Source organism: Allobosea sp. CRIB-10 (assembly GCF_900112185.1).
Classification (GTDB): Bacteria; Pseudomonadota; Alphaproteobacteria; order Rhizobiales; family Beijerinckiaceae; genus Allobosea.
In genome coordinates this window covers 95036-113773 of the sequence record NZ_FOKP01000014.1, presented here as the reverse complement: position 1 = coordinate 113773, position 18738 = coordinate 95036, and the positions used below count along the sequence as shown (strand labels likewise).

The window sequence follows — 18738 nt, the reverse complement described above, 5'->3', positions numbered from 1 at the left end:
CTTTCGCCAGATTCACGGGCCAGCCTTGAGCCGCCGGCATGAATCGGGCGAAGCCGGCTCTCCCGAAGCCCTCCGATCTTCAGCAGGCGCGCGCCCGGGCGCGCGAGATGGACGCGCATGATCAAGAAAATCCGCAAGGCGGTCTTCCCCGTCGCTGGCCTCGGCACCCGTTTCCTGCCTGCGACGAAGGCGATCCCGAAGGAGATGCTGACCATTGTCGACCGGCCGGTGGTCCAGCATGTGGTCGACGAGGCGCGCGCCGCCGGGATCGAGCATTTCGTCTTCGTCACCGGCCGCAACAAGGCTGTGATCGAAGACCATTTCGACATGGCTTATGAGCTCGACGACACGCTTGCCAAGCGCGGCAAGACCAAGGAACTGGAGGCGCTCAAGCACGATCTGCCGGCCGCCGGCGCTTCGAGCTTCACCCGCCAGCAGGCGCCGCTCGGCCTCGGCCATGCCGTCTGGTGCGCGCGCGAGATCGTCGGCGATGAACCATTCGCGCTGCTGCTGCCGGACATGCTGCATCACACCAGCGGCAAGGGCTGCCTCGCCGAGATGATCGCCGCCTATGAGGAGCATGGCGGCAACCATATCGCGGTGGCGCCGGTGCCGGACGACCAGACCCATCAATACGGCATCGTCGGCGTCGCCGACGCCAAGGCCAAGGTCTCGCAGATCAGCAAGATGGTCGAGAAGCCGCCGAAAGGCACGGCGCCGTCGAACCTGCACATCACCGGCCGCTACATCCTGCAGCCGACGATCTTCGACCTGCTCGCCAAGCAGGAGAAGGGCGCCGGCAACGAGATCCAGCTCACCGATTCGATGATCGCGCTGGCGCAGCAGGAGAAATTCTTCGCCGTCCGCTTCGATGGCGACATCTACGACACCGGCTCGAAGATCGGCTTCCTCAGCGCCAATGTCGCCTATGCGCTGGAGCGCGGCGATCTCGGCCCGCAATTGCGGGCTGAGATCGAGCGGATGCTGAAGCGGTAAACAGGGCGCGAGCGTGCCGCTCTTGCCTTCTCCCCTTGCGGGAGAAGGTGGCCCGAAGGGCCGGATCAGGGGGCGCACAGGTCTACCCGTCATACTCGCCCTTGTGGCGAGCACGCACGTCTTGAACACCGCGCTTGACCAGCGAAGACGTGGATGGTCGGGACAAGCCCGACCATGACGGAAAGGCGTCGCGCGACCCCTCGTCCTGGCCTCAGCCCGACTTGGCCTTCTTGGCCCGCTCGATCGCCTCGACGATCAGCTGCTTGGCCTTGGCGGCGTCGCCCCAGCCGGTGAGCTTCACCCACTTGCCGGGTTCCAGGTCCTTGTAGTGCTCGAAGAAGTGCTGGATCTGGTCGAGCGTGATCTGCGGCAGATCGGTGTAGTTCGTCACGTTCTCGTAGCGCTTGGTCAGCTTGGGGACCGGCACCGCGATGATCTTCTCGTCGCCGCCGCCCTCGTCTTCCATCATCATCACGCCGATCGGGCGGACCGCGATGTAGGAACCCGGCACCAGCGGACGGGTATTGGCGACGAGCACGTCGCAGGGGTCCCCGTCTTCCGACAGCGTATGCGGGATGAAGCCGTAATTCCCGGGATAGCGCATCGGCGTATAGAGGAAGCGGTCGACAAAGAGCGTGCCGGCTTCCTTGTCCATCTCGTATTTGATCGGTTCGCCGCCGATCGCGACCTCGATGACGACGTTGACCTCTTCCGGGGGATTCTTGCCGATGGCGATGGCGTCGAGCCGCATGTACCTGACCTGTCGATGACAAAACTTCGGGAGGCCTTATGCGCGGTTGTGGCGCAAAGGCCAAGCCCGGCTTTTAGTCGGAGTTACCGATTTGCGCAGTGGCGCGCGCGCTGCTATCGGGCCGGGATGACAGGTGCGATCCCATGCTGAACCGCTGGCGGCGGCCGGAAGACCGCTATGCGAGGCGCATGGCGCGGATCGCGCGCTGGGACCGCCCCTTGCGCGGCCGGCTCGATCGCGCCCGTGCCTGGGCCAATATGCTGCTGTCCGATCACGGCATCTTCCGGCTCGCCTATCTCAACGCCCATCGCGTCACGCCGCAGCTCTGGCGCGCCGCCCAGCCGGCGCCGACGGACATCGCCTGGTTCGCCCGCCAGGGCGTCAAGACCATCGTCAACCTGCGCGGCGGCCGCGAGCACGGTGCCTGGCCGCTGCAGAAGGAGGCCTGCGAGCGCCACGGCATCGCGCTGGTCGAATTCGTCCTGCGGTCGCGTGGCGCGCCGGACCGCGACACCCTTCTGGCTGCCCCCGCGTTTTTTGCGGGGTTGCAGACGCCTGCTCTGGTCCATTGTAAATCGGGCGCCGACCGGGCCGGTTTCTTCTCTGCGCTCTATCTGCTGATCCACGAGAGGCGGCCGCTCGCAGAGGCGATGGCCGAGCTTTCGCTGCGCTACGGCCATTTCCGCTTCGCCAAGACCGGGATTCTCGACGCCTTCTTCGAGACCTATGCGCGCGAGGGCGCCAGCAAGGGCACGCCGTTCCTCGACTGGGTGGCGAAGGAGTACGATCCCGAGCGGCTCGAGCGCGAATTCAAGCCGGGCTTCTTCTCCTCGCTGCTCGCCGACCGGCTGATCCGGCGCGAATAGTCCAAGCTTGGAGCCTCGCCGACGGGCACTGCTTCGCCGTCCAAGCGTCCTCTCATTGCTTCTGGGCGATTCCCGAAGCGGAACCGCTGCGCATCGTTCTGCCGGAATTGCTTCAGGCGGCCGCCGCGAGTGGTGCCTTGCCGATCGCCGTCCATGTCAGGCGCAGATGCAGCAGCAGGCGCAGCAGCGAGACCAGGCCGATCGCGGCAAGCAAGGCGGGCGACAGGCTGCCGAAACTCCAGATCACGATCGCGATTACGGCGAGCGCCAGGGCATTGGCCGACATCTGGCTGCGCGGGCGCGATGAGAAGGTCCCCATTTCCTGCAAGGGGCCGACCAGCGCGCTGCAGCCATAGAACAGCGTCATGACCGCCATCACCTCGCCGACACCGCCCCATTTGGTGCCATTCAGGATGAGCAGGTCGGCGCCGATCGCCACGAGGGCAATAGCGACGAAGAGCGCGATCGCGGCGGCCATCATGGCCCATGTCAACAGGCGTGCGCGTCGTTGCCGGTCGCGATCCCGATGCCCGCGCAGATCGCTCATCACCAGTGGCGTCGTCACGGCGCCGAACATCTGCGCCGGCATGTCGAGCAGACGCATCGCCAGCACCATATGCGCCGCCAGGACCGGGTCGCTCGACATCGGCAGAACCACCAACGGCGCTACCGAGAAGCCAAAGGAGAGCAAGGTCGACGGCAGGAGATAAGTCGGCGCGCTGCGCCATTGCCAGCCGGCAGCGAGCAGCTCGGCCAGCGACCAGCGCGCAGGATGCAGCATCCGCAGCAGCGAGTGCCGTCGCCGCCAGACGAGATAGCACGCCGTGACGGTGTGACCGAAGGCATCGGCCGCGAACAGGGCAAGCGAGACCGGTCCGAGCGGCCAGATCAGCAGGATCATCATTCCTGGCTGGACCAATGCCTGAACGACGTTGCTGTTGCCGATCGTGCCGAAGTCGCCTTCCGCCGTGGCTTCTGCCAGAAGCAGGCGGATCGCCGCCCGGCTGGCCAGGGAGATCAGGAAGAGCGCGCCGAAGCCACGCAGCACCCAGCTTTGCGCCGCCGCGAACAGAACCAGGATCGTCGCCACGGCGAGAAACATCGTGCCCGCGGCCACCGCCAGGCGAAAGGCCCGGCCGAGCCGCATCCGGTCGTTGCTCTGAAAGAAAACCGCCTCGAAACGCAGCAGCACCACGATCGCGACGAAGTTCGCCAGCGCTCCGAAGATCGCGAAATCGGTGAAGACCTTGGGCGGGCACAGGGCCGCGGCGAGCAGCAGGCCCCACACCGACAGCAGCCTTGCCTGCACGAAACGCAACGCCAGCATCGCCCCGTTGCGGAAGCTGCCGTGCCTTACCAGCGCGGCGGGAAAGGTGTTGGAGTTGGCAGCGGCCAGCGTGGGGCCGATTAAATCTTTGGCCAGGTTGACCCGTGTCAGGGCTAGCTGCGCCGCCATCTCAGCGTCCTCAGCCGGGGCCTCAAGCAGGCTGCCTGCGCCGGCTGGCTGGCCACGGCGTTCGCCTGACGGAGCCGGCACGTGATCAACTGGCTCGATCACGTCGCTTCGCTCCGCATGTTGAAGGCTGCGCCTGTATGGTTAACGTCTGGTAAATTCTCGACCTTTCAGGCGCCGCTGACGCAGCTCAATCGATATGATGGTCGCTATGGCGGAAAAGAGGCGATTGCCGTCATTTATAAGTGATCGGCCTGCCGCCACAAGCGTATCGCCCGACGAAGCAAAGCCTCTCCCGGCGGCCGGCAGAGGCTTTGCCGGGGTCCCGACAGCCGTAGCTGGTCGATCTCAGGCAAAATCGCGCGTCAGCGCCTCGAAACGTGCGACTTGATCGGGCAGAAGCTCGCGCGCCGCGTCGCGGCGGACGAAGACCTTGAACATCGCCTCGCCGGCGCCGTTGAAGAACTGCACCGAACAGGAGCGGCGGCCATGGAAGGCGCGGTCGACGAGATAGATCGCCTTGCAGCTGCCGGCCTTGATATGGCCCCCGATCGGGCTGTCGCCGTGGATGTTGTAATAGCCATGGCCGAAGGAGCCCACCGGCAGCGAGCCCTCGCATTCCAGCACGATATCCGGCGTGTGCACGATGAAGAGCACTGTGCCCCAGGTGGCGAGCTCCTGCCAGAGCGCCTCGAACCGTTCGGCGGCGATGAGGCGGCGCTGCTCCTCCGGCGTCGCCTCGAGCACGGCGAGCGTCGAGACGCCGTGCTCGCGCGCGACGGCCTCGATCACACCGTCCGGCTTGGCGGCGAGCGCCGCCCGGACCTTTTCCATGGCCTCGGCCGGAGCGGCCGGAGCCAGCGTTTCAGCGAGCGACATCGTCTGGAGCCTTCTTACTCGGCCGCCTGGCGCGGCAGATGCGGGTTGTGCTCGGTGAGGATGGTCTCGAAGCCCTCGAACTCGGGATGGCCGAGATAGAGCGGCTTCGGCCGGGGCTGGCCGGCATTGCGGTGCGACTCGCGAAACTGGTCCGACTTGGTCCAGGCGGTGAAATCGTCCTTCGAGGCCCAGGTCGTGTGCGAGGAGTAGAGGGTGTGGTCCTCCTTCTCCGGCCCCTTCAGCAGGTGGAAGGCGATGAAGCCCGGCATCTCGTCGAGACGGGTCTTGCGCGAGGACCAGACCGTCTCGAAGGCCTCCTCCTCTCCCTTGACGACCTTGAAGCGGTTCATAGCGATGAACATCGGGAAACCTCGGCGGCTCTTGAAAGGGGACGGTCGGGCGGTTTTGCCGCTCTTGACCCTCCTTAGTAAAGCCGAATATCACCGTCAATAATGGCTCGCTGACTGTTGTTTTGAATGGTTATAAACTGAGTCAATACTTTAGAACGACTTTAGCGTAGAAAGCTGCCGCTGCAAGGCCGCTTGCTGCGCCGCGGCGAGCCCCGAGATGCTCATGCACGATCTGTCATCCTCGACGTCAAGACCGTTCTCCAGCCTGAAGGCGAAGCGCCTCGGGCGCGAGCTTGCCGCAGCCATTTGCCTCAGCGCGCTGGCAGCCATCGGCTTCGCGGGGGATCTTCGCTCCGGCGGCTTCATCGCCGCCGCCCAGGCGCAGACCGCCGAACGCATCGTCGCGGCGGGCGGCGTCGTCACCGAAGTGCTTTACGCGCTCGGCCAACAGGACAAGATCGTCGGCGTGGACACCACCAGCCAGTGGCCGCCCGAGGCATTGAAGGAAAAGAAGAGCGTCGGCTATGTCCGGGCTCTCTCGGCCGAGGGCGTGCTTTCGCTCAAGCCTTCGCAGATCATCGCGGTGGAAGGCGCCGGCCCGCCCGACGCGCTGGCTCTGCTTAAGGAATCCGGCACGCCGATCACGATGATTCCGGAGGCGCTGACCCCGGAAGCCGTCGTTTCGAAGATCGCAGCCATCGGCAAGGCGGCAGGCGCCGCCGAGCCGGCTCAGCAGCTCGCCGCCGCAGTGAGGACCCGTTTTGACGAGCTCGACAAGCTGCGCAGCGGCCTGCCGAAGCAGAAGCGCGTCCTGTTCGTGCTCTCCCTACAGAACGGGCGCACCATGGTCGGCGGCAGGAACACGACCGCCGATGCGATCATCGCGCTCGCCGGCGGCGTCAATGCCGCCAGTGCCGTCGAGGGCTTCAAGCCGATGACCGACGAGGCGATCATCACCGCGGGTCCCGACGTCGTGCTGATGATGCGCCATTCCAGCGCCCACAATGCCGGTCCCGACGAGCTCTTCGCCATGCCGGCCTTCTCGCAGACGCCGGCGGCGAAGCAGAAAGCGTTGATCCGGATGGACGGGCTCTATCTGCTCGGCTTCGGCCCGCGCACACCGAACGCGGCCCGCGACCTGATGGCCGAGCTCTATCCCGACGCCAAGATCGCCCAGCTCTCCGCCGCCAAATGACATTGGCTGTGAAGCAGACTCCGAGCGCGAGCGCTGCGGCGCTGGCCCTGCTCACGGCCGGTCACCGTCGCAAGGGCGTCATCGCCGTCGCGGCGCTGGTCGGGCTCTGCCTGCTGCTGATGCTGCTCTCGCTCGGGGCAGGGGCCTTCGCGATCGCACCCGGCCGCGTCGCGGACATCTTGCTGGCGAAGCTCGGCTTCGGCCCGGCCGATCTGCTCGACAGCCGCGAGGCGCTGGTCGTGCTCAATATCCGCATGCCGCGCCTGCTGCTCGGCGCGCTGGTCGGGGCGGCGCTCGCCATCTCCGGCGCGCTGATGCAGGGCCTGTTCCGCAATCCACTCGCCGATCCCGGGCTGGTCGGCGTCTCCGCCGGCGCCGGCCTTGCCGCCGCCGCGACCATCGTGCTCGGCGACCGCCTCCTCACAGGCTTCGCGATGAAGCTGCCCTTCGCCGTGCTGCCCTTCGGCGCCTTCTTCGGCGGGCTCGTCTCGACGCTGGCGCTCTATCTGATCGCGACGCGCCAGGGCCGCACCTCGGTCGCGACCATGCTGCTCGCCGGCGTCGCGCTGGGCGCATTGGCCGGCTCGCTCACCGGCCTGCTCGCCTTCATCTCCGACGACCGGCAATTGCGTGACCTGACCTTCTGGTCGCTCGGCAGCCTCGGCGGCGCGAGCTGGACCAAGCTCTCGGTGGTGGCGCCGATCGTGCTGCCGCTGCTCTTTGCCGTTCCGCTGCTGGCACGCGGCCTCAACGCGCTGATGCTCGGCGAAGCCGAGGCCTATCATCTCGGCGTGCCCGTCCAGCGCGTCAAGGCGCTCGCGATCCTGCTGGTCGCGCTCGCGGTCGGCGCCAGCGTCGCCGCGGCCGGCGTGATCGGCTTCGTCGGCATCGTCGTGCCGCATCTGATCCGGCTCTCGATCGGGCCCGATCACCGCCTGCTGCTGCCGCTCTCGGCAATCGGCGGCGCGGCCCTCCTAGTCGGCGCCGACATCATCGCCCGCCTCGTCGTCGTGCCGGCCGAACTGCCGATCGGCATCGTCACCGCCTTCATCGGCGCGCCCTTCTTCCTCTGGCTGCTGCTGCGCCGCGGCCGGATCGCGGAGCTCTGAGCATGGCGATCCTCGAAGCGACCGATCTGTCCTTTTCGGTACGCAGTAGCACCCTCGTGCGCGGCGCCTCGCTCGCGCTGGAGGAGGGCGCCACCACCATCGTCGTCGGCCCCAACGGCGCGGGTAAGTCGACTTTGCTGAAGCTGCTTACCGGCGAGCTTGCCCCTTCGCAGGGCTCGGTCCGCATGGACGGCGCGACGTTGCCGCAGATTCCGGCCTGGGAGCTCGCCTGCCGCCGCGCCGTGATGGTGCAGAACCAGCGTCTTGCCTTCCCGTTCAGCGTCTACGAGGTCGCGCGCCTCGGCCTGGAAGGTGTCGGCCGGGCGCAGTCGCGCGTCCGCAAGGCTGAGATCATCGCCCAGGCGCTGGAGACGGCCGGCGTCGTCGGCCTTGCTGGCCGGCAATACCAGACCCTCTCAGGCGGCGAGCAGCAGCGCGTCCAGTTCGCCCGGGCGCTCTGCCAGTTGGAGGCCGGCCGCAGCGTCGCGCAGCGCCAGATCCTGTTCCTGGACGAGCCGATCGCCAGCCTCGACCTTTGCCACCAGCTCTCGCTGCTTGACGCCGCCCGCTCCATCGCGGCGCAGGGTGCGGCCGTGCTGGTGGTGCTGCACGACCTCAACCTCGCCGTGACCTATGCCGACCGGCTGGTGGTGATGCATGAGGGCGCGATCGTCGCCCAGGGCGAGCCCGCGACCATCCTCGACGACAACCTGCTCCGCGGCGTCTTCCGCGTCTCGCTCTCCTTCAGCCGCCTGCCGCCGGCCGGCCAGCCCTTCCTGCTGCCACAGCAGCACCTCACACCCGTTTCACCGGGCGGCGGCGTGTCCTTGCGCGCTGCCGGCGCCTAACGGGAGCCGGGCGCGACAACTTTGCGGTTGTGCGCTGCGACAACAGGTCTATAGCGAGCGCTCCGGCGCCTTCCGCCCGACAAGGCGAGCGGGCGCATCGCTGGACCATCCGAGCGCGCCATGAACCTTCCCACCGACCGGCTTTCCTTCCCGAAGGACCGACTCCGCGTCCTCCTGCTCGAGGGGATCAACGATTCCGCCGTCGCCGCCCTGCAGCAGGCCGGCTACACCAACCTGACACGCCTGCCGAAAGCGCTCGACGAGGCCCAGCTCATCGAAGCCATCGAGAAGACGCATATCCTCGGCATCCGCTCGCGCACGCAGCTGACCGAGCCGGTCTTCGCCGCTGCAAAACGCCTCTTCGCCGTCGGCTGCTTCTCGGTCGGCACCAACCAGGTCGATCTCGACGCCGCCCGCCTGCGCGGCGTCCCGGTCTTCAACGCGCCCTTCTCCAACACCCGCAGCGTCGCCGAACTCACTATCGGCGAGATCGTCATGCTGCTGCGCCGCATTCCCGACCGCTCGCGCTCGGCGCATGAGGGCGGCTGGGACAAATCGGCCAACGGCTCCTTCGAGGTGCGCGGCAAGGTGCTCGGCATCGTCGGCTACGGCAATATCGGCAGCCAGCTCTCCAACATCGCCGAGGCGATGGGCATGCGCGTGATCTATTACGATCACACCGACCGCCTGCGCCATGGCAACACGGAGCCGGTCGAGAGCCTGAAGGCCCTGCTCGCCAACAGCGACGTCGTCTCGCTGCATGTTCCGGAAACGCCGGCCACGCACAACATGATCGGCAAGGCCGAGATCGCGGCGATGAAGCAGGGCGCCTATCTCATCAACAATTCGCGCGGGACGGTCGTCGATCTCGATGCCCTCGCCGAGGCCTTGCGCAGCGGTGCGCTTGCTGGCGCCGCGGTCGACGTCTTCCCGAAGGAGCCGGCCTCGAACAGCGAGCGCTTCGTCACGCCCATCCAGGGCCTGCCCAACGTCATCCTGACCCCGCATATCGGCGGCTCGACCGAGGAAGCGCAGGAGCGCATCGGAGCCGAGGTGGCGCGCAAGCTGGTCGACTATTCCGATGTCGGCTCGACCGTCGGCGCGGTCAATTTCCCGCAGGTGCAGTTGCCGGCGCGCCCGGCCGGCACCCGCTTCATCCAGGTCCAGCGCAATGCGCCGGGCATGCTGCGCCGCCTCAACGACGTCTTCGCCAGCCGCAACATCAACATCGCCGCCCAGAACTTCCAGACCGACGGCGAGATCGGCTATGTCGTGATGGAAGCCGACCCGGTCGGCGAGGTCGCGCGCGAGATCATCGAGGAGATCCGCGCTCTCGACGGCACGATCCGGGCGCGGCTGCTCTACGAGCGCGGTTGAGCCTGCTACCCACCACCCGTTTCCAGTTCGTCATGCTCGCCCTTGTGGCGAGCATCCACGTCTCGACCGCCGCTCTCGACCAGTGAAATGAAGACGTGGATGGTCGGGACAAGCCCGACCATGACGGGGAAGCGCAGACACGTCTCACAAGCTGTGCAATTTCGCATTTCTCTGACGTCGTATCACACATCGTTATGCGTTATCGCACAAGTTATCTCATCGGCATCCAAACTTCGGAGCAAGCCGATGACCCCGATCGACCTCTATACCTACCAGACCCCGAACGGCCACAAGGCCTCGATCATGCTCGAGGAAACCGGGCTGCCCTATGCCGTCACCGTTATCGACATCGAGGCGGGCGAGCAGCATCGGCCGAGCTTCCTGGCGCTCAACCCGAACAACAAGATTCCGGTCATCGTCGACCACGACCGTGACCGGACGATATTCGAAACCGGCGCGATCCTGCTCTATCTCGCCGAGCGCTCCGGCGTGCTCCAGCCGAACGGCCCGCAGGCGCTCGGCAAGACGCTGCAATGGAGCTTCTTTCAGGCGGCTCATGTCGGACCGATGATCGGCCAGCTCTGGCACTTCAAGGTCTTCGCCAAGGAGACGCTGCCCTATGCGATCGAGCGCTATGAGCGCGAGACCGGCCGCATCCTGCGTGTCCTCGACGGCGAGCTGGCGCTGCGGCCCTATCTGGTCGAGGCCAGCTACGGCATCGCCGACATCATGGTCTGGCCCTGGATCAATGCCCTGCCCAAGCTCGGCGTCAGCCTGACCGATACCCCTCATCTCAAGCGCTGGCACGAGACGATCGCGGCCCGCCCCGCCGTGCAGCGCGGCCTCGCCGTGCCGGTGCTCACTCACGCAGACGCCTGAGCGCTCCCGGCCAAGCCTACAGGACGTCTCGTCATGGATACCCTTTTCATCCCGCTCTCCCTCGTCGCCGGCGGCCTGCTGGCGGTGCAGGCCGGCGCCAATGCGCAATTGTCGAAGGCGACCGGCAGCCCCTTCGCCGCGACCACGATTAAGGTCGTCCTGGCCGCCATCCTGCTGCTGATCGTCGCGCTCGCGACCGACACGAGCGCCGCTTTCGGCGGGCTGCGGGCCGTGCCCTGGTGGCATGCGATCGGCGGCGTCGCGACGGCGCTCTATGTCGCCTCGACCATCCTGGTCTTCCCGCGGCTCGGCGCCGTCGTCGCGGTTGGCCTGTTGATCGCCGGCCAGATGCTGGCTTCGCTCGGGCTCGACAGCTTCGGCCTGCTCGGCGTGCCCCGGCAGACGCCGAAGCCCGCCACACTGCTCGGCAAGGCCGCCGTCCTCATCGGCGTGGTCGCGATCGTCTTCGGCCAGAAAGGCGCGACCAAGGAACTCTCCGGCTCCAAGCTCGGCTGGATGCTGCTCGCCCTCATTGCCGGCGCCGTTCTGCCGTTACAGGGCGCAATCAACGGCTTGCTGCGGCAGGATCTCGGCGCGCCCTTCGTCGTCGGCGCGTTCAGCTTTGCGGTCGCGACCTTGTCGATGGTCGCGGTGCTGCTGGTGACGCTGCTGCTGATGGGCGGCGCCAAGCCCCAGCTCGGCGGCCTCCGGACCATGCCTTGGTGGGGCTGGATCGGTGCGGTCTGCGGCGCGACCTATGTCACCACCGTGTTCATCGCGATCCCCGTGATCGGCACCGCCGCCACCGTCGGCCTGACCGTTGCCGGCCAGCAGATCGTCTCGCTCTTCGTCGACCGCCATGGCTGGTTCCGCCTGCCCCAGCGCGAGATCTCGACCCTGCGCTTCTCCGGCGTCGTCGTCCTGCTGCTCGGTGTCGCCGCGATCAAGGTCTTCTGACCCCTCAAGCTTCAGGACGGCGCCGATCCGGCGCCGTCACCCCATTCCAAGGAGACATCCCATGTCCTGGTTGCTGCTCACCGGAGCGGGCCTACTCGAGATCGTCTGGGCGGTCGCGCTGAAGCAGGCCGGCGGCTTCACCCGCTTCTGGCCGAGCCTGATCGGCATCATCTCGGCGATCATCAGCTTCGTCATGCTGTCGCTGGCGCTGAAGCAACTGCCTGTCGGCACCGCCTATGCGGTCTGGGTCGGCATCGGCGCGCTCGGCGTCGCCCTCGCCGGCATCGTCACCCTCGGCGAAAGCGCCTCGCCGATGCGCCTAGGCCTGCTCGCGCTGATCCTGATCGGCGTGATCGGCCTCAAGCTGGTCGAGGCGTGATCCTCAAGCGGAGGGCGCGCCCTCGGCCTCCAGCAAGGCGCGGCGCTTGCGGAAGGCGCCATAGGCGAAATCGGTGAAGGCGCGGACCCGCGCCGCGGCGCGCAGGTCTTCATGGGTCAGAATCCACAAGGCGGTCTCTATCTCCGGCATGGGACGGCGCACGCAAGCGAGAGCCGGAACGCTGTCGCCGAGATAGCAGGGCAGCGCCACCAGACCCAAGCCCGCTACCGCCGCCTGCTGCATCGCCAGCAGCGAATCGGCCCTGAGCACGATCTCGCTCTTGGGCAGCTTGGCCTGCATCCAGCGCGCCACCGAGGTTCCGCCGAGGGTATCGTCCGGCCCGATCCAGCGATGCTCGGCGAGATCGGCATGATCGTGTCTCGCGAGATAAGCGGGCGCGGCATAGATCGCGAAAGCGATCTTGCCGACCCGGCGCCCGACCAAAGTCGGCGGCGGATTGTCGGCGGTGCGCAGCGCGACATCGGCATCGCGCTTGGTCAGGTTGAACATCAGATTGGAGACCGCGACCTCCAGGGCGATGCCGGGATGGGCCTCGCCGAATTCGGCGAGAATCTCCGGCAGGATCGAGCCCATCAGCGTGTCGGTGGCGGTGATCCGCAGCGTGCCGGAGAGGCGCAGATCCTGCCCGGCGATCCGGCGTTCGAGCTCGGTGACGGTGCCGGAGATGCTGCGCGCGGCGGCGACCAGCTCCTCGCCGCCGGCCGTCAGGACATAGCCGGTCGGCAGGCGCTCGAACAGGCGAAGGCCGAGCTGCTGCTCGAAGGCGGCGATGCGACGCAGCACGGTCGAGTGGTTGACGCGCAGTTCGCGCGCCGCACCGGCGAGCGAGCCGGCCTCGGCGACGGCGAGGACATAGCGCAGATCATCCCATTCGAGCGCGGCCATGGGCCTCCTCGCCAGGTGCCAGGGTCAGGCGACGCCCAATGCCAGCAGGTCATGGACGTGGACCAAGCCGACCGGCCTGTCATCAGCATCGGCGACAATCAGCGCGGTGACGCGCAAGCGGTTGACCATCTCCAGCGCCTCGGCGGTCAGCGCATCCGGCGCGATCCGGCGCGGATCCCGCGTCATCACGTCGCGCGCAAGCCGTCCGCCCCAGCCGGCGCCGAGCTTGCGGCGCAGGTCACCATCGGTGACGACGCCGGTGAGCCTGCCGTCGGCATCGATGACGACGGCGCAGCCGAAACCCTTGGCGGTGATCATCGCGACGACATCGGCCATCGCAGCGGTCTCGCCGACGACCGGCAGATGCTCGCCGGAATGCATGATCGTCGCGACGGTCTTGAGCTGCGCGCCGAGCTTGCCGCCGGGGTGGTAGACGTAGAAATCCTGGCGCGAGAAGCCGCGCGCCTCCAGCAGGGCGACCGCGAGCGCGTCGCCGAGCGCCATCTGCATCGTGGTCGAGGTCGTCGGCGCGAGCCCGTTCGGGCAGGCTTCCTCGGCTTTCGGCAGGACGAGCGGGATGTCGGCCTCGCGGCCGAGCGCGCTGTCGCGGTTGGCGGTGATCGCGATCAGCCCGACGCGGAAGCGGCGGGTGTAGCCGACGATCGCCGAGAGCTCGACCGCCTCACCCGACCAGGACAGGGCGATTACGACATCCTCGGGCTGGACCATGCCGAGATCGCCATGGCTGGCCTCGGCCGGGTGGACGAAATGCGAGGGTGTGCCGGTCGAGGCGAGCGTCGCCGCGATCTTGCGGCCGACATGGCCGGATTTGCCCATGCCGGTGACGATGACCCGGCCCGAGGAGGAGCGGATCATCTCAACGGCGGCGGCGAAGGGCTCGGCGAGGCCGTTGCCGATCGCCTCGTGCAGGGCATCGAGCCCGGTGCGCTCGGTGGCGATGGTGCGGAGGGCGGAAGCGCTGATGGTCGCGATCATGGCGGGCGTCTAGACCATGTTCCGGGAAAGTGGAAAACACTTTTTGCGGGCAGGCAGGTGCTCGCGCCATCCGAAACCGCTTCTGTCTCCGGCATAGGCAGAGTCAGTCGCCGCGCCGGATGATGTGTTGACGATGCCACGCTGCTACCCGACGATGCCGTCCACAGGCTGCGCATCGCCATGCCAGGAGTTCGAGCATGAAGGATAGCGATATCAAGGCCGCCATGTCGCCGGAGTATCAGCGCTATGCCGAGGATCTCTCGATCTGGCGCGAAGGCCTGATCGCCCAGTTGCCGGCGCTCCGCAAAGCCAAGAAGGAAGCGCTCGCACGCGGGGATCAGGAGGAAAGCGAGCGGATCGCGCGCCGTTACCAGGAAATCCTCGACGTCCTGTCCCGGCATTGAGTCCGGGCATGACGCAATCCCTCCTCTCCCCCGCCGATCGCCAGGACTATTTCGACGCCGAGATCGAGCGCTCGCTCAACCGCGTCTCGCCATCGTCCGGCCAGAAGAAGGCGACGATCCTCGCCGGGCAGCCCGGTTCCGGGAAGGGCGGGCTCACCGAGAAGGCGATCGAGGCCGCGCGGGAGACCGGCGGCGCGGTCGTCATCGATCCCGACGCGTCACGCGCCAACCATCCCCTCCATGTCCAGCTCATGCGCGAGGATGACACGACCGCTGCCGACAAGACGCATGAAGACGCCAGCAACGCCGCCGAGGCGGTGCTCGAGGCGGCGATCGAGAATGGCCTCGATCTCATCATCGACGGCACGCTGAAATCGCCGGACAAGGCGGAACGCCTGGTGCAGAAGCTGGTCGATGCGGGCTACGAGGTCGAGGTGATCGCGCTGGCCGTATCGCCCGAAGTGAGCTGGCAGGGCGTTCAGGATCGCTACAACAATCAGAAGCGCACCCAGGGCTATGGGCGCATGGTGCCCCGCAGCATCCACGATGCCGCCGTCAAGGGCATGGTCGAATCCCTGGAGCGAATCGAGCAGCAGGGCAAGGCGACGTCGCTGAAGATCGTCAACCGGAGCGGCGACATCTTGTATGCGTCCCAGCCGAAAGCGCTCGCCGCCGCCGGAGCTGCGCAGGGACAGGGCAAGATCACCTCGGTGATGGCCGAAGCGCGAGGAACCGGGCCGAAACCTCCTGCGCCAAGCGCCAGTTCGAGTTCCCCTTCCTCCGCAGCCGGCGGAGGCGGCGGTGGCGGGCGCCCGGCCGCTCGCGTGACCGATCCGACGGCGCACACAATCCCGCTTACCCCTGGTACCGGAAGCCCCAACGTCATCATCGGCGGCTTGCTGGCCTGGCGTGGTTTGCCCGCCGCCGCGGCGGCTGCGCTCCAGTCCGCCCAGGCTGCGGTCGATACGGCCATCAAGACTGCCGAAGCTGCTACACTGGCCGCGGCGGGAACGCCGGGAGCGCCGGCGGCTTATGCAGCCGAGCAGACCGCCAAAACGACGGCGGCCGCCAGCATGAGCTCGATGATGTCGGGAATGGCCGCCGCCGCTGGAGCGGCGTCCGGCGGATCGGTCGACATCCACTTCTGTTCGATACCCACACCGGTGCCGCCGCATGGCCCCGGCATGGTGATCGACGGATCGCAGACGGTGCTGGTCAACGGCCTGCCGCTGTGCCGGCAGGGCGATACCGTGCTCGAAGCGCTCGGCGGGCCCGACAAGATCGTCATGGGCATGACGACGGTCCTCGTCGGCGGCTGACACAGCGCTGGCAAGGGCCCGAAAGCAAGCCGTCACGCGCCCAGCTCGACGGCGTTGACGCGGTATTAACCCTCTTCGTTCTAACTCCGTTAACCATCCGCGCCCTCCCGGCGCGGATGAGCCTTTGCCTCGCCGGAGCAGCGTCCGCCTCGTGTCCCGTTTCGCCCAGATCTGCTGGCTGGCCGGCGTCGCAGGCTGCTGCGGCGCCGCCGGGCTGACGGTCTGGCCCGAGCCGGCAACAGCGCAGACGCAGCCGATCGACATGCCCGCGCGCCCGCGCGCTCCGGCCCTGCGGACCGGCACTCCCGACTATGTCGCGCAGCGGCCGGGCCCGCCTCCTGGCGAGGCCTCGGCTCTGCCGGATGGGGTCGCCGATCCGGTTGCGCCAGTTCGGGGCCGCTCCAGTGCGATCGCACGCGGGCAGCCGCCGCGCGCCAGCCAGCCGCTACAGTCCTCGCGCCTGCGCGGCGTCACCCAGCGCCAGTTCCGCGCGCCGCAGCCGACGGTGTCCAACCTGCCGCCGACGCCTCCGCCGGCGCCCGAACCGCGCAAGCGCAAGCGGCCGGAGGAGGACCCGTATGCGCCGCTCGGCCTGCGGCTCGGCAATGTCATCCTGCGCCCGGCGATCACCGGCTCGGTCGGCTATGACAGCAATCCCGAGCGCATCTCCGGGGCGAGCAAGGGCTCGCTGTTCACCCGTACCGAGGGTGAGCTCGGTGTCCAGTCCGATTGGAACGTGCACGAGCTCACCGGCATGCTGCGTGGCGGCTACAGCCGCTATTATCGCAATGACAGTGCCTCGCGCCCGGATGCGGAAGGCAACATGTCGCTGCGACTCGATGCAACGCGCGACACCCGCATCCTGCTCGAATCACGGCTTCGGCTCGATACGCAGCGCCCCGGCTCGCCGGACCTGACCTCCGCCGTGCAGGGCCGGCCGATCACCTGGGCCTATGGCGCTGCGGCCGGCGTCACCCATGATTTCAACCGCCTGCAAGTCACCCTGCGTGGTTCGGTCGATCGACAGGACTATGAGGACGCCGAGCTCGGTAATGGCCGCATCCTCAGCCAGGCCGACCGCAACCAGACGCAATACGGCCTGCGCCTGCGCGCGGCCTATGAGGTGACGCCGGGCTTCAAGCCCTTCGTCCAGGGCGAGATCGACACCCGCCAGTTCGACGAAAAGGTCGATTCCAGCGGCTATATGCGCTCCTCCGACGGCTATACGGTTCGCCTCGGCTCGACCTTCGAGATCAGCCGCATGCTCACCGGCGAGGTCTCGGGCGGCTACCAGGACCGCAAATACGAGGATGGCCGGCTGCGGAACCTGCGCGGCTTCGTCGGCGATGCCGCGATCCTGTGGACGCCGACGCCGCTGACCACGGTGACGCTGCGCGGCACGGCCGAGCTCGGCGACACCACCATCCCCGGTTCGAGCGGCACGACGGCGCGTCGCGTCAATCTCGAAGTGGCGCATGCGCTGCGCCGCAATCTCACCGTCACGGGCTTCGCCGGCTATGGCCGCACCGAATATGACGGCCAGGACCTGCGCGAGGACCTGTCCACCATCGGCGCCAGGATCGAATACAAGCTGACCCGGACCTTCTCGGTCCGCGCCAGCTTCACCCATGAGCGGCTGAACTCGACCAATCAGGGCTCGGACTACACCGCGAACGTCGCGCAGGTCGGCCTCAGGGTGCAGTTCTGACGGCGTTACGCCGTCAGCCCTCGTATTTGTCCAGGAAGGCCTCAACCGGCAGCGCGCGGAAATCGTCGAGTGCGGCGCGCAGGGCGACGTGCTCCCAATCCCACCAGGCAAGTGCCTTCAGCCGCTCCGCGATCTCCTCCGGGAAGCGCCGGCGGATGATGCGGGCCGGGTTGCCGGCGACGATGGTGTAGTCGGGCACATCCTTGGTCACGACCGCGCCGCCCGCGACGACCGCGCCGGTGCCGATGCTGCGGCCGGCGAGCACGATGGCGCCATGGCCGATCCAGACATCATGGCTGATCGTCACCGGCGTCGAGCGACGCCAGTCGAAGAAGGCGGCCTCGTCCTGCGCATCCTCGAAATAGGCGCTGGCCCGATAGGTGAAATGCGACTGGGTTGCGCGCTGCATCGGGTGGTTGCCGGGGTTGATGCGGGTATGCGCCGCGATCGAGCAGAACTTACCGATCGTCGTGTAGATCACGTCGGAATCGTTCACGACATAGGAATAGTCGCCGAGCGTCGACTCCGCGAAGGAGGTACGGGCGCCGATCTCGGTATAGCGGCCGAGCACGGCGTCGCGGACCCTGGCGGTCGCATCGATGACGGGTTCGAGCCCGAGCTTCTTGCCTGCCATGACGGGCTTCCTTGGAAGAGATGTTAGCCGAGCGGGATGCTGTCGAGCAGCACGAACCGGCTGTTGCGGTTCGCCTGCTTGAAGATGGCGACGCGGTCGATCAGCACCGGGCCGGCCGGTACGGCCTGCGCATGGGCCTCGACCAGCGCTGCCTTGACCGGCGCGACCTGATCGTCCGGCAGCGAGCCGGTCAGGGTCATGTGGAAGCGGAAGGCGTCGTCGACATAAGGGTAGCCATAGGCCTCGAGATAGGCCCGGTGTGCCGGCGTCAGCGGACTCTGCAGGCGGCGCGCCAGATCAGCGTCCGACAACGGCGCGCGGAACGGCTCGAAGGCCTGGACGATGTCGAAGGCGAAGCGCTGCAACGCCTCGCTCGGCTCGGACGGGGTCAGCGCGATGAAACGGCCGAGCGCATTGACGGATAGTCCGGCAAGTCGGACCGCCGGGCGTCCGGCGACATAATTGCGGGCGAAGGCGCGCAGTGCGCCCTCATTGCGGCCATTGGCGAGCTCGAACGGCGCCTTCAGCGTGGCATGGAAGCCGTAGCGGCGCGGCTCGGCGGTGACGTCCGACCAGTCGAGGCTTTCGCAGCCCGGCGGGACGGCGAAGTCGGCATCCGCGCCGGTGACGGCGTCATAGCCCAGCGTCGCGCTGCCGAAGCGCCAGAGGGCGCTGTCGGCGGCGGGAGCGTAGTAGAGCGCGTAGCGCGGCGCGGTCTCGGTCATGCTGCGC

The 18738-nt window shown here is 67.5% G+C and carries 21 protein-coding genes; 13 read left to right on the top strand and 8 right to left on the bottom strand.

Features of this window, described 5'->3' with window-relative positions; all coding sequences use genetic code 11:
• Positions 1 to 117: 117 nt before the first annotated feature.
• The gene (gene galU, locus BMZ69_RS18015) at positions 118 to 996 is read left to right on the top strand and encodes a UTP--glucose-1-phosphate uridylyltransferase GalU (RefSeq protein ID WP_092159070.1); all 879 of its coding nucleotides are present in this window, start codon (positions 118 to 120) and stop codon (positions 994 to 996) included.
• 211 nt (positions 997 to 1207) lie between these two features.
• Here the strand turns inward: galU and ppa are convergent, their stop codons facing one another.
• Positions 1208 to 1747, bottom strand: coding sequence for an inorganic diphosphatase (gene ppa / locus BMZ69_RS18010; RefSeq protein ID WP_092159068.1), 540 nt, complete (start codon positions 1745 to 1747; stop codon positions 1208 to 1210).
• A 143-nt stretch (positions 1748 to 1890) separates the two neighbouring features.
• Here ppa and BMZ69_RS18005 point away from each other — a divergent pair, with 143 nt between their 5' ends.
• Entirely contained in the window at positions 1891 to 2613 is a 723-nt protein-coding gene (locus tag BMZ69_RS18005) for a fused DSP-PTPase phosphatase/NAD kinase-like protein (RefSeq protein ID WP_092159064.1), read from the top strand.
• Between the two features lie 112 nt (positions 2614 to 2725).
• Here BMZ69_RS18005 and BMZ69_RS18000 read toward each other — a convergent pair whose 3' ends face one another.
• Positions 2726 to 4069, bottom strand: coding sequence for a hypothetical protein (locus BMZ69_RS18000; protein ID WP_092159063.1), 1344 nt, complete (start codon positions 4067 to 4069; stop codon positions 2726 to 2728).
• An 81-nt stretch (positions 4070 to 4150) separates the two neighbouring features.
• On the opposite strand from BMZ69_RS18000, the gene BMZ69_RS31645 reads away from it, so the two are divergent.
• Positions 4151 to 4315: a hypothetical protein gene (locus tag BMZ69_RS31645; RefSeq protein ID WP_175506857.1), complete on the top strand. Its 165-nt coding sequence runs from the start codon at positions 4151 to 4153 to the stop codon at positions 4313 to 4315.
• A gap of 99 nt (positions 4316 to 4414) precedes the next feature.
• On the opposite strand, the gene hutX is transcribed toward BMZ69_RS31645, so the two are convergent.
• Complete coding sequence (hutX, locus tag BMZ69_RS17995; protein ID WP_092159062.1) at positions 4415 to 4945, bottom strand: heme utilization cystosolic carrier protein HutX; 531 nt, start codon at positions 4943 to 4945, stop codon at positions 4415 to 4417.
• 14 nt (positions 4946 to 4959) lie between these two features.
• On the bottom strand, positions 4960 to 5307 hold the full coding sequence (locus BMZ69_RS17990; protein WP_092159061.1) for a heme-degrading protein HmuQ: 348 nt from the start codon (positions 5305 to 5307) through the stop codon (positions 4960 to 4962).
• A gap of 211 nt (positions 5308 to 5518) precedes the next feature.
• On the opposite strand from BMZ69_RS17990, the gene BMZ69_RS17985 reads away from it, so the two are divergent.
• From BMZ69_RS17985 to sugE, 7 genes are all read left to right on the top strand, one after another.
• Entirely contained in the window at positions 5519 to 6490 is a 972-nt protein-coding gene (locus BMZ69_RS17985) for a heme/hemin ABC transporter substrate-binding protein (protein WP_092159144.1), read from the top strand.
• An 8-nt stretch (positions 6491 to 6498) separates the two neighbouring features.
• Positions 6499 to 7599: a FecCD family ABC transporter permease gene (locus tag BMZ69_RS17980; RefSeq protein WP_280142115.1), complete on the top strand. Its 1101-nt coding sequence runs from the start codon at positions 6499 to 6501 to the stop codon at positions 7597 to 7599.
• Between the two features lie 2 nt (positions 7600 to 7601).
• On the top strand, positions 7602 to 8447 hold the full coding sequence (locus BMZ69_RS17975; RefSeq protein ID WP_092159059.1) for a heme ABC transporter ATP-binding protein: 846 nt from the start codon (positions 7602 to 7604) through the stop codon (positions 8445 to 8447).
• A gap of 120 nt (positions 8448 to 8567) precedes the next feature.
• A complete protein-coding gene (gene serA, locus BMZ69_RS17970) occupies positions 8568 to 9824 on the top strand; it encodes a phosphoglycerate dehydrogenase (protein WP_092159058.1) in 1257 nt (418 codons plus the stop codon).
• A 246-nt stretch (positions 9825 to 10070) separates the two neighbouring features.
• Positions 10071 to 10703, top strand: coding sequence for a glutathione S-transferase family protein (locus tag BMZ69_RS17965; protein WP_092159057.1), 633 nt, complete (start codon positions 10071 to 10073; stop codon positions 10701 to 10703).
• A gap of 33 nt (positions 10704 to 10736) precedes the next feature.
• On the top strand, positions 10737 to 11660 hold the full coding sequence (locus tag BMZ69_RS17960) for a DMT family transporter (RefSeq protein ID WP_092159055.1): 924 nt from the start codon (positions 10737 to 10739) through the stop codon (positions 11658 to 11660).
• Positions 11661 to 11721: 61 nt separating this feature from the next.
• Positions 11722 to 12039, top strand: a complete 318-nt coding sequence (gene sugE, locus BMZ69_RS17955) for a DMT family transporter (protein ID WP_092159053.1) — start codon at positions 11722 to 11724, stop codon at positions 12037 to 12039.
• A 3-nt stretch (positions 12040 to 12042) separates the two neighbouring features.
• On the opposite strand, the gene BMZ69_RS17950 is transcribed toward sugE, so the two are convergent.
• Together BMZ69_RS17950 and BMZ69_RS17945 are read right to left on the bottom strand one after the other, a co-directional pair.
• Positions 12043 to 12945 carry a LysR family transcriptional regulator gene (locus BMZ69_RS17950; RefSeq protein ID WP_092159051.1) on the bottom strand — a complete coding sequence of 301 codons (903 nt, stop codon included), beginning with the start codon at positions 12943 to 12945 and terminating at the stop codon, positions 12043 to 12045.
• Between the two features lie 24 nt (positions 12946 to 12969).
• On the bottom strand, positions 12970 to 13941 hold the full coding sequence (locus tag BMZ69_RS17945; protein WP_092159049.1) for a KpsF/GutQ family sugar-phosphate isomerase: 972 nt from the start codon (positions 13939 to 13941) through the stop codon (positions 12970 to 12972).
• A 197-nt stretch (positions 13942 to 14138) separates the two neighbouring features.
• Here BMZ69_RS17945 and BMZ69_RS17940 point away from each other — a divergent pair, with 197 nt between their 5' ends.
• The 3 genes from BMZ69_RS17940 (at position 14139) to BMZ69_RS17930 (ending at position 17372) form a co-directional block, all read left to right on the top strand.
• Complete coding sequence (locus BMZ69_RS17940; protein ID WP_092159047.1) at positions 14139 to 14345, top strand: hypothetical protein; 207 nt, start codon at positions 14139 to 14141, stop codon at positions 14343 to 14345.
• An 8-nt stretch (positions 14346 to 14353) separates the two neighbouring features.
• Positions 14354 to 15664, top strand: coding sequence for a zeta toxin family protein (locus BMZ69_RS17935; protein ID WP_092159045.1), 1311 nt, complete (start codon positions 14354 to 14356; stop codon positions 15662 to 15664).
• 151 nt (positions 15665 to 15815) lie between these two features.
• Positions 15816 to 17372, top strand: coding sequence for an outer membrane beta-barrel protein (locus BMZ69_RS17930; RefSeq protein ID WP_092159043.1), 1557 nt, complete (start codon positions 15816 to 15818; stop codon positions 17370 to 17372).
• A 13-nt stretch (positions 17373 to 17385) separates the two neighbouring features.
• On the opposite strand, the gene BMZ69_RS17925 is transcribed toward BMZ69_RS17930, so the two are convergent.
• Positions 17386 to 18006, bottom strand: a complete 621-nt coding sequence (locus tag BMZ69_RS17925; RefSeq protein WP_092159041.1) for an LbetaH domain-containing protein — start codon at positions 18004 to 18006, stop codon at positions 17386 to 17388.
• 23 nt (positions 18007 to 18029) lie between these two features.
• Positions 18030 to 18731, bottom strand: a complete 702-nt coding sequence (locus BMZ69_RS17920) for a DUF1045 domain-containing protein (RefSeq protein ID WP_092159039.1) — start codon at positions 18729 to 18731, stop codon at positions 18030 to 18032.
• Between the last annotated feature and the right edge of the window lie 7 nt (positions 18732 to 18738).

Excerpts from the sequence above, each read along its gene's own strand:
- BMZ69_RS17945 (WP_092159049.1), bottom strand. The coding sequence starts at position 13,941 with ATGATCGCGACCATCAGCGCTTCCGCCCTCCGCACCATCGCCACCGAG.
- serA (WP_092159058.1), top strand. The coding sequence starts at position 8,568 with ATGAACCTTCCCACCGACCGGCTTTCCTTCCCGAAGGACCGACTCCGC.
- ppa (WP_092159068.1), bottom strand. The coding sequence starts at position 1,747 with ATGCGGCTCGACGCCATCGCCATCGGCAAGAATCCCCCGGAAGAGGTC.
- hutX (WP_092159062.1), bottom strand. The coding sequence starts at position 4,945 with ATGTCGCTCGCTGAAACGCTGGCTCCGGCCGCTCCGGCCGAGGCCATG.
- BMZ69_RS17965 (WP_092159057.1), top strand. The coding sequence starts at position 10,071 with ATGACCCCGATCGACCTCTATACCTACCAGACCCCGAACGGCCACAAG.
- BMZ69_RS17920 (WP_092159039.1), bottom strand. The coding sequence starts at position 18,731 with ATGACCGAGACCGCGCCGCGCTACGCGCTCTACTACGCTCCCGCCGCC.
- BMZ69_RS17935 (WP_092159045.1), top strand. The coding sequence starts at position 14,354 with ATGACGCAATCCCTCCTCTCCCCCGCCGATCGCCAGGACTATTTCGAC.
- BMZ69_RS17940 (WP_092159047.1), top strand. The coding sequence starts at position 14,139 with ATGAAGGATAGCGATATCAAGGCCGCCATGTCGCCGGAGTATCAGCGC.
- BMZ69_RS17975 (WP_092159059.1), top strand. The coding sequence starts at position 7,602 with ATGGCGATCCTCGAAGCGACCGATCTGTCCTTTTCGGTACGCAGTAGC.
- BMZ69_RS18000 (WP_092159063.1), bottom strand. The coding sequence starts at position 4,069 with ATGGCGGCGCAGCTAGCCCTGACACGGGTCAACCTGGCCAAAGATTTA.
- BMZ69_RS18005 (WP_092159064.1), top strand. The coding sequence starts at position 1,891 with ATGCTGAACCGCTGGCGGCGGCCGGAAGACCGCTATGCGAGGCGCATG.
- BMZ69_RS17960 (WP_092159055.1), top strand. The coding sequence starts at position 10,737 with ATGGATACCCTTTTCATCCCGCTCTCCCTCGTCGCCGGCGGCCTGCTG.
- BMZ69_RS17950 (WP_092159051.1), bottom strand. The coding sequence starts at position 12,945 with ATGGCCGCGCTCGAATGGGATGATCTGCGCTATGTCCTCGCCGTCGCC.
- BMZ69_RS17985 (WP_092159144.1), top strand. The coding sequence starts at position 5,519 with ATGCACGATCTGTCATCCTCGACGTCAAGACCGTTCTCCAGCCTGAAG.
- sugE (WP_092159053.1), top strand. The coding sequence starts at position 11,722 with ATGTCCTGGTTGCTGCTCACCGGAGCGGGCCTACTCGAGATCGTCTGG.
- BMZ69_RS17990 (WP_092159061.1), bottom strand. The coding sequence starts at position 5,307 with ATGTTCATCGCTATGAACCGCTTCAAGGTCGTCAAGGGAGAGGAGGAG.
- BMZ69_RS17925 (WP_092159041.1), bottom strand. The coding sequence starts at position 18,006 with ATGGCAGGCAAGAAGCTCGGGCTCGAACCCGTCATCGATGCGACCGCC.
- galU (WP_092159070.1), top strand. The coding sequence starts at position 118 with ATGATCAAGAAAATCCGCAAGGCGGTCTTCCCCGTCGCTGGCCTCGGC.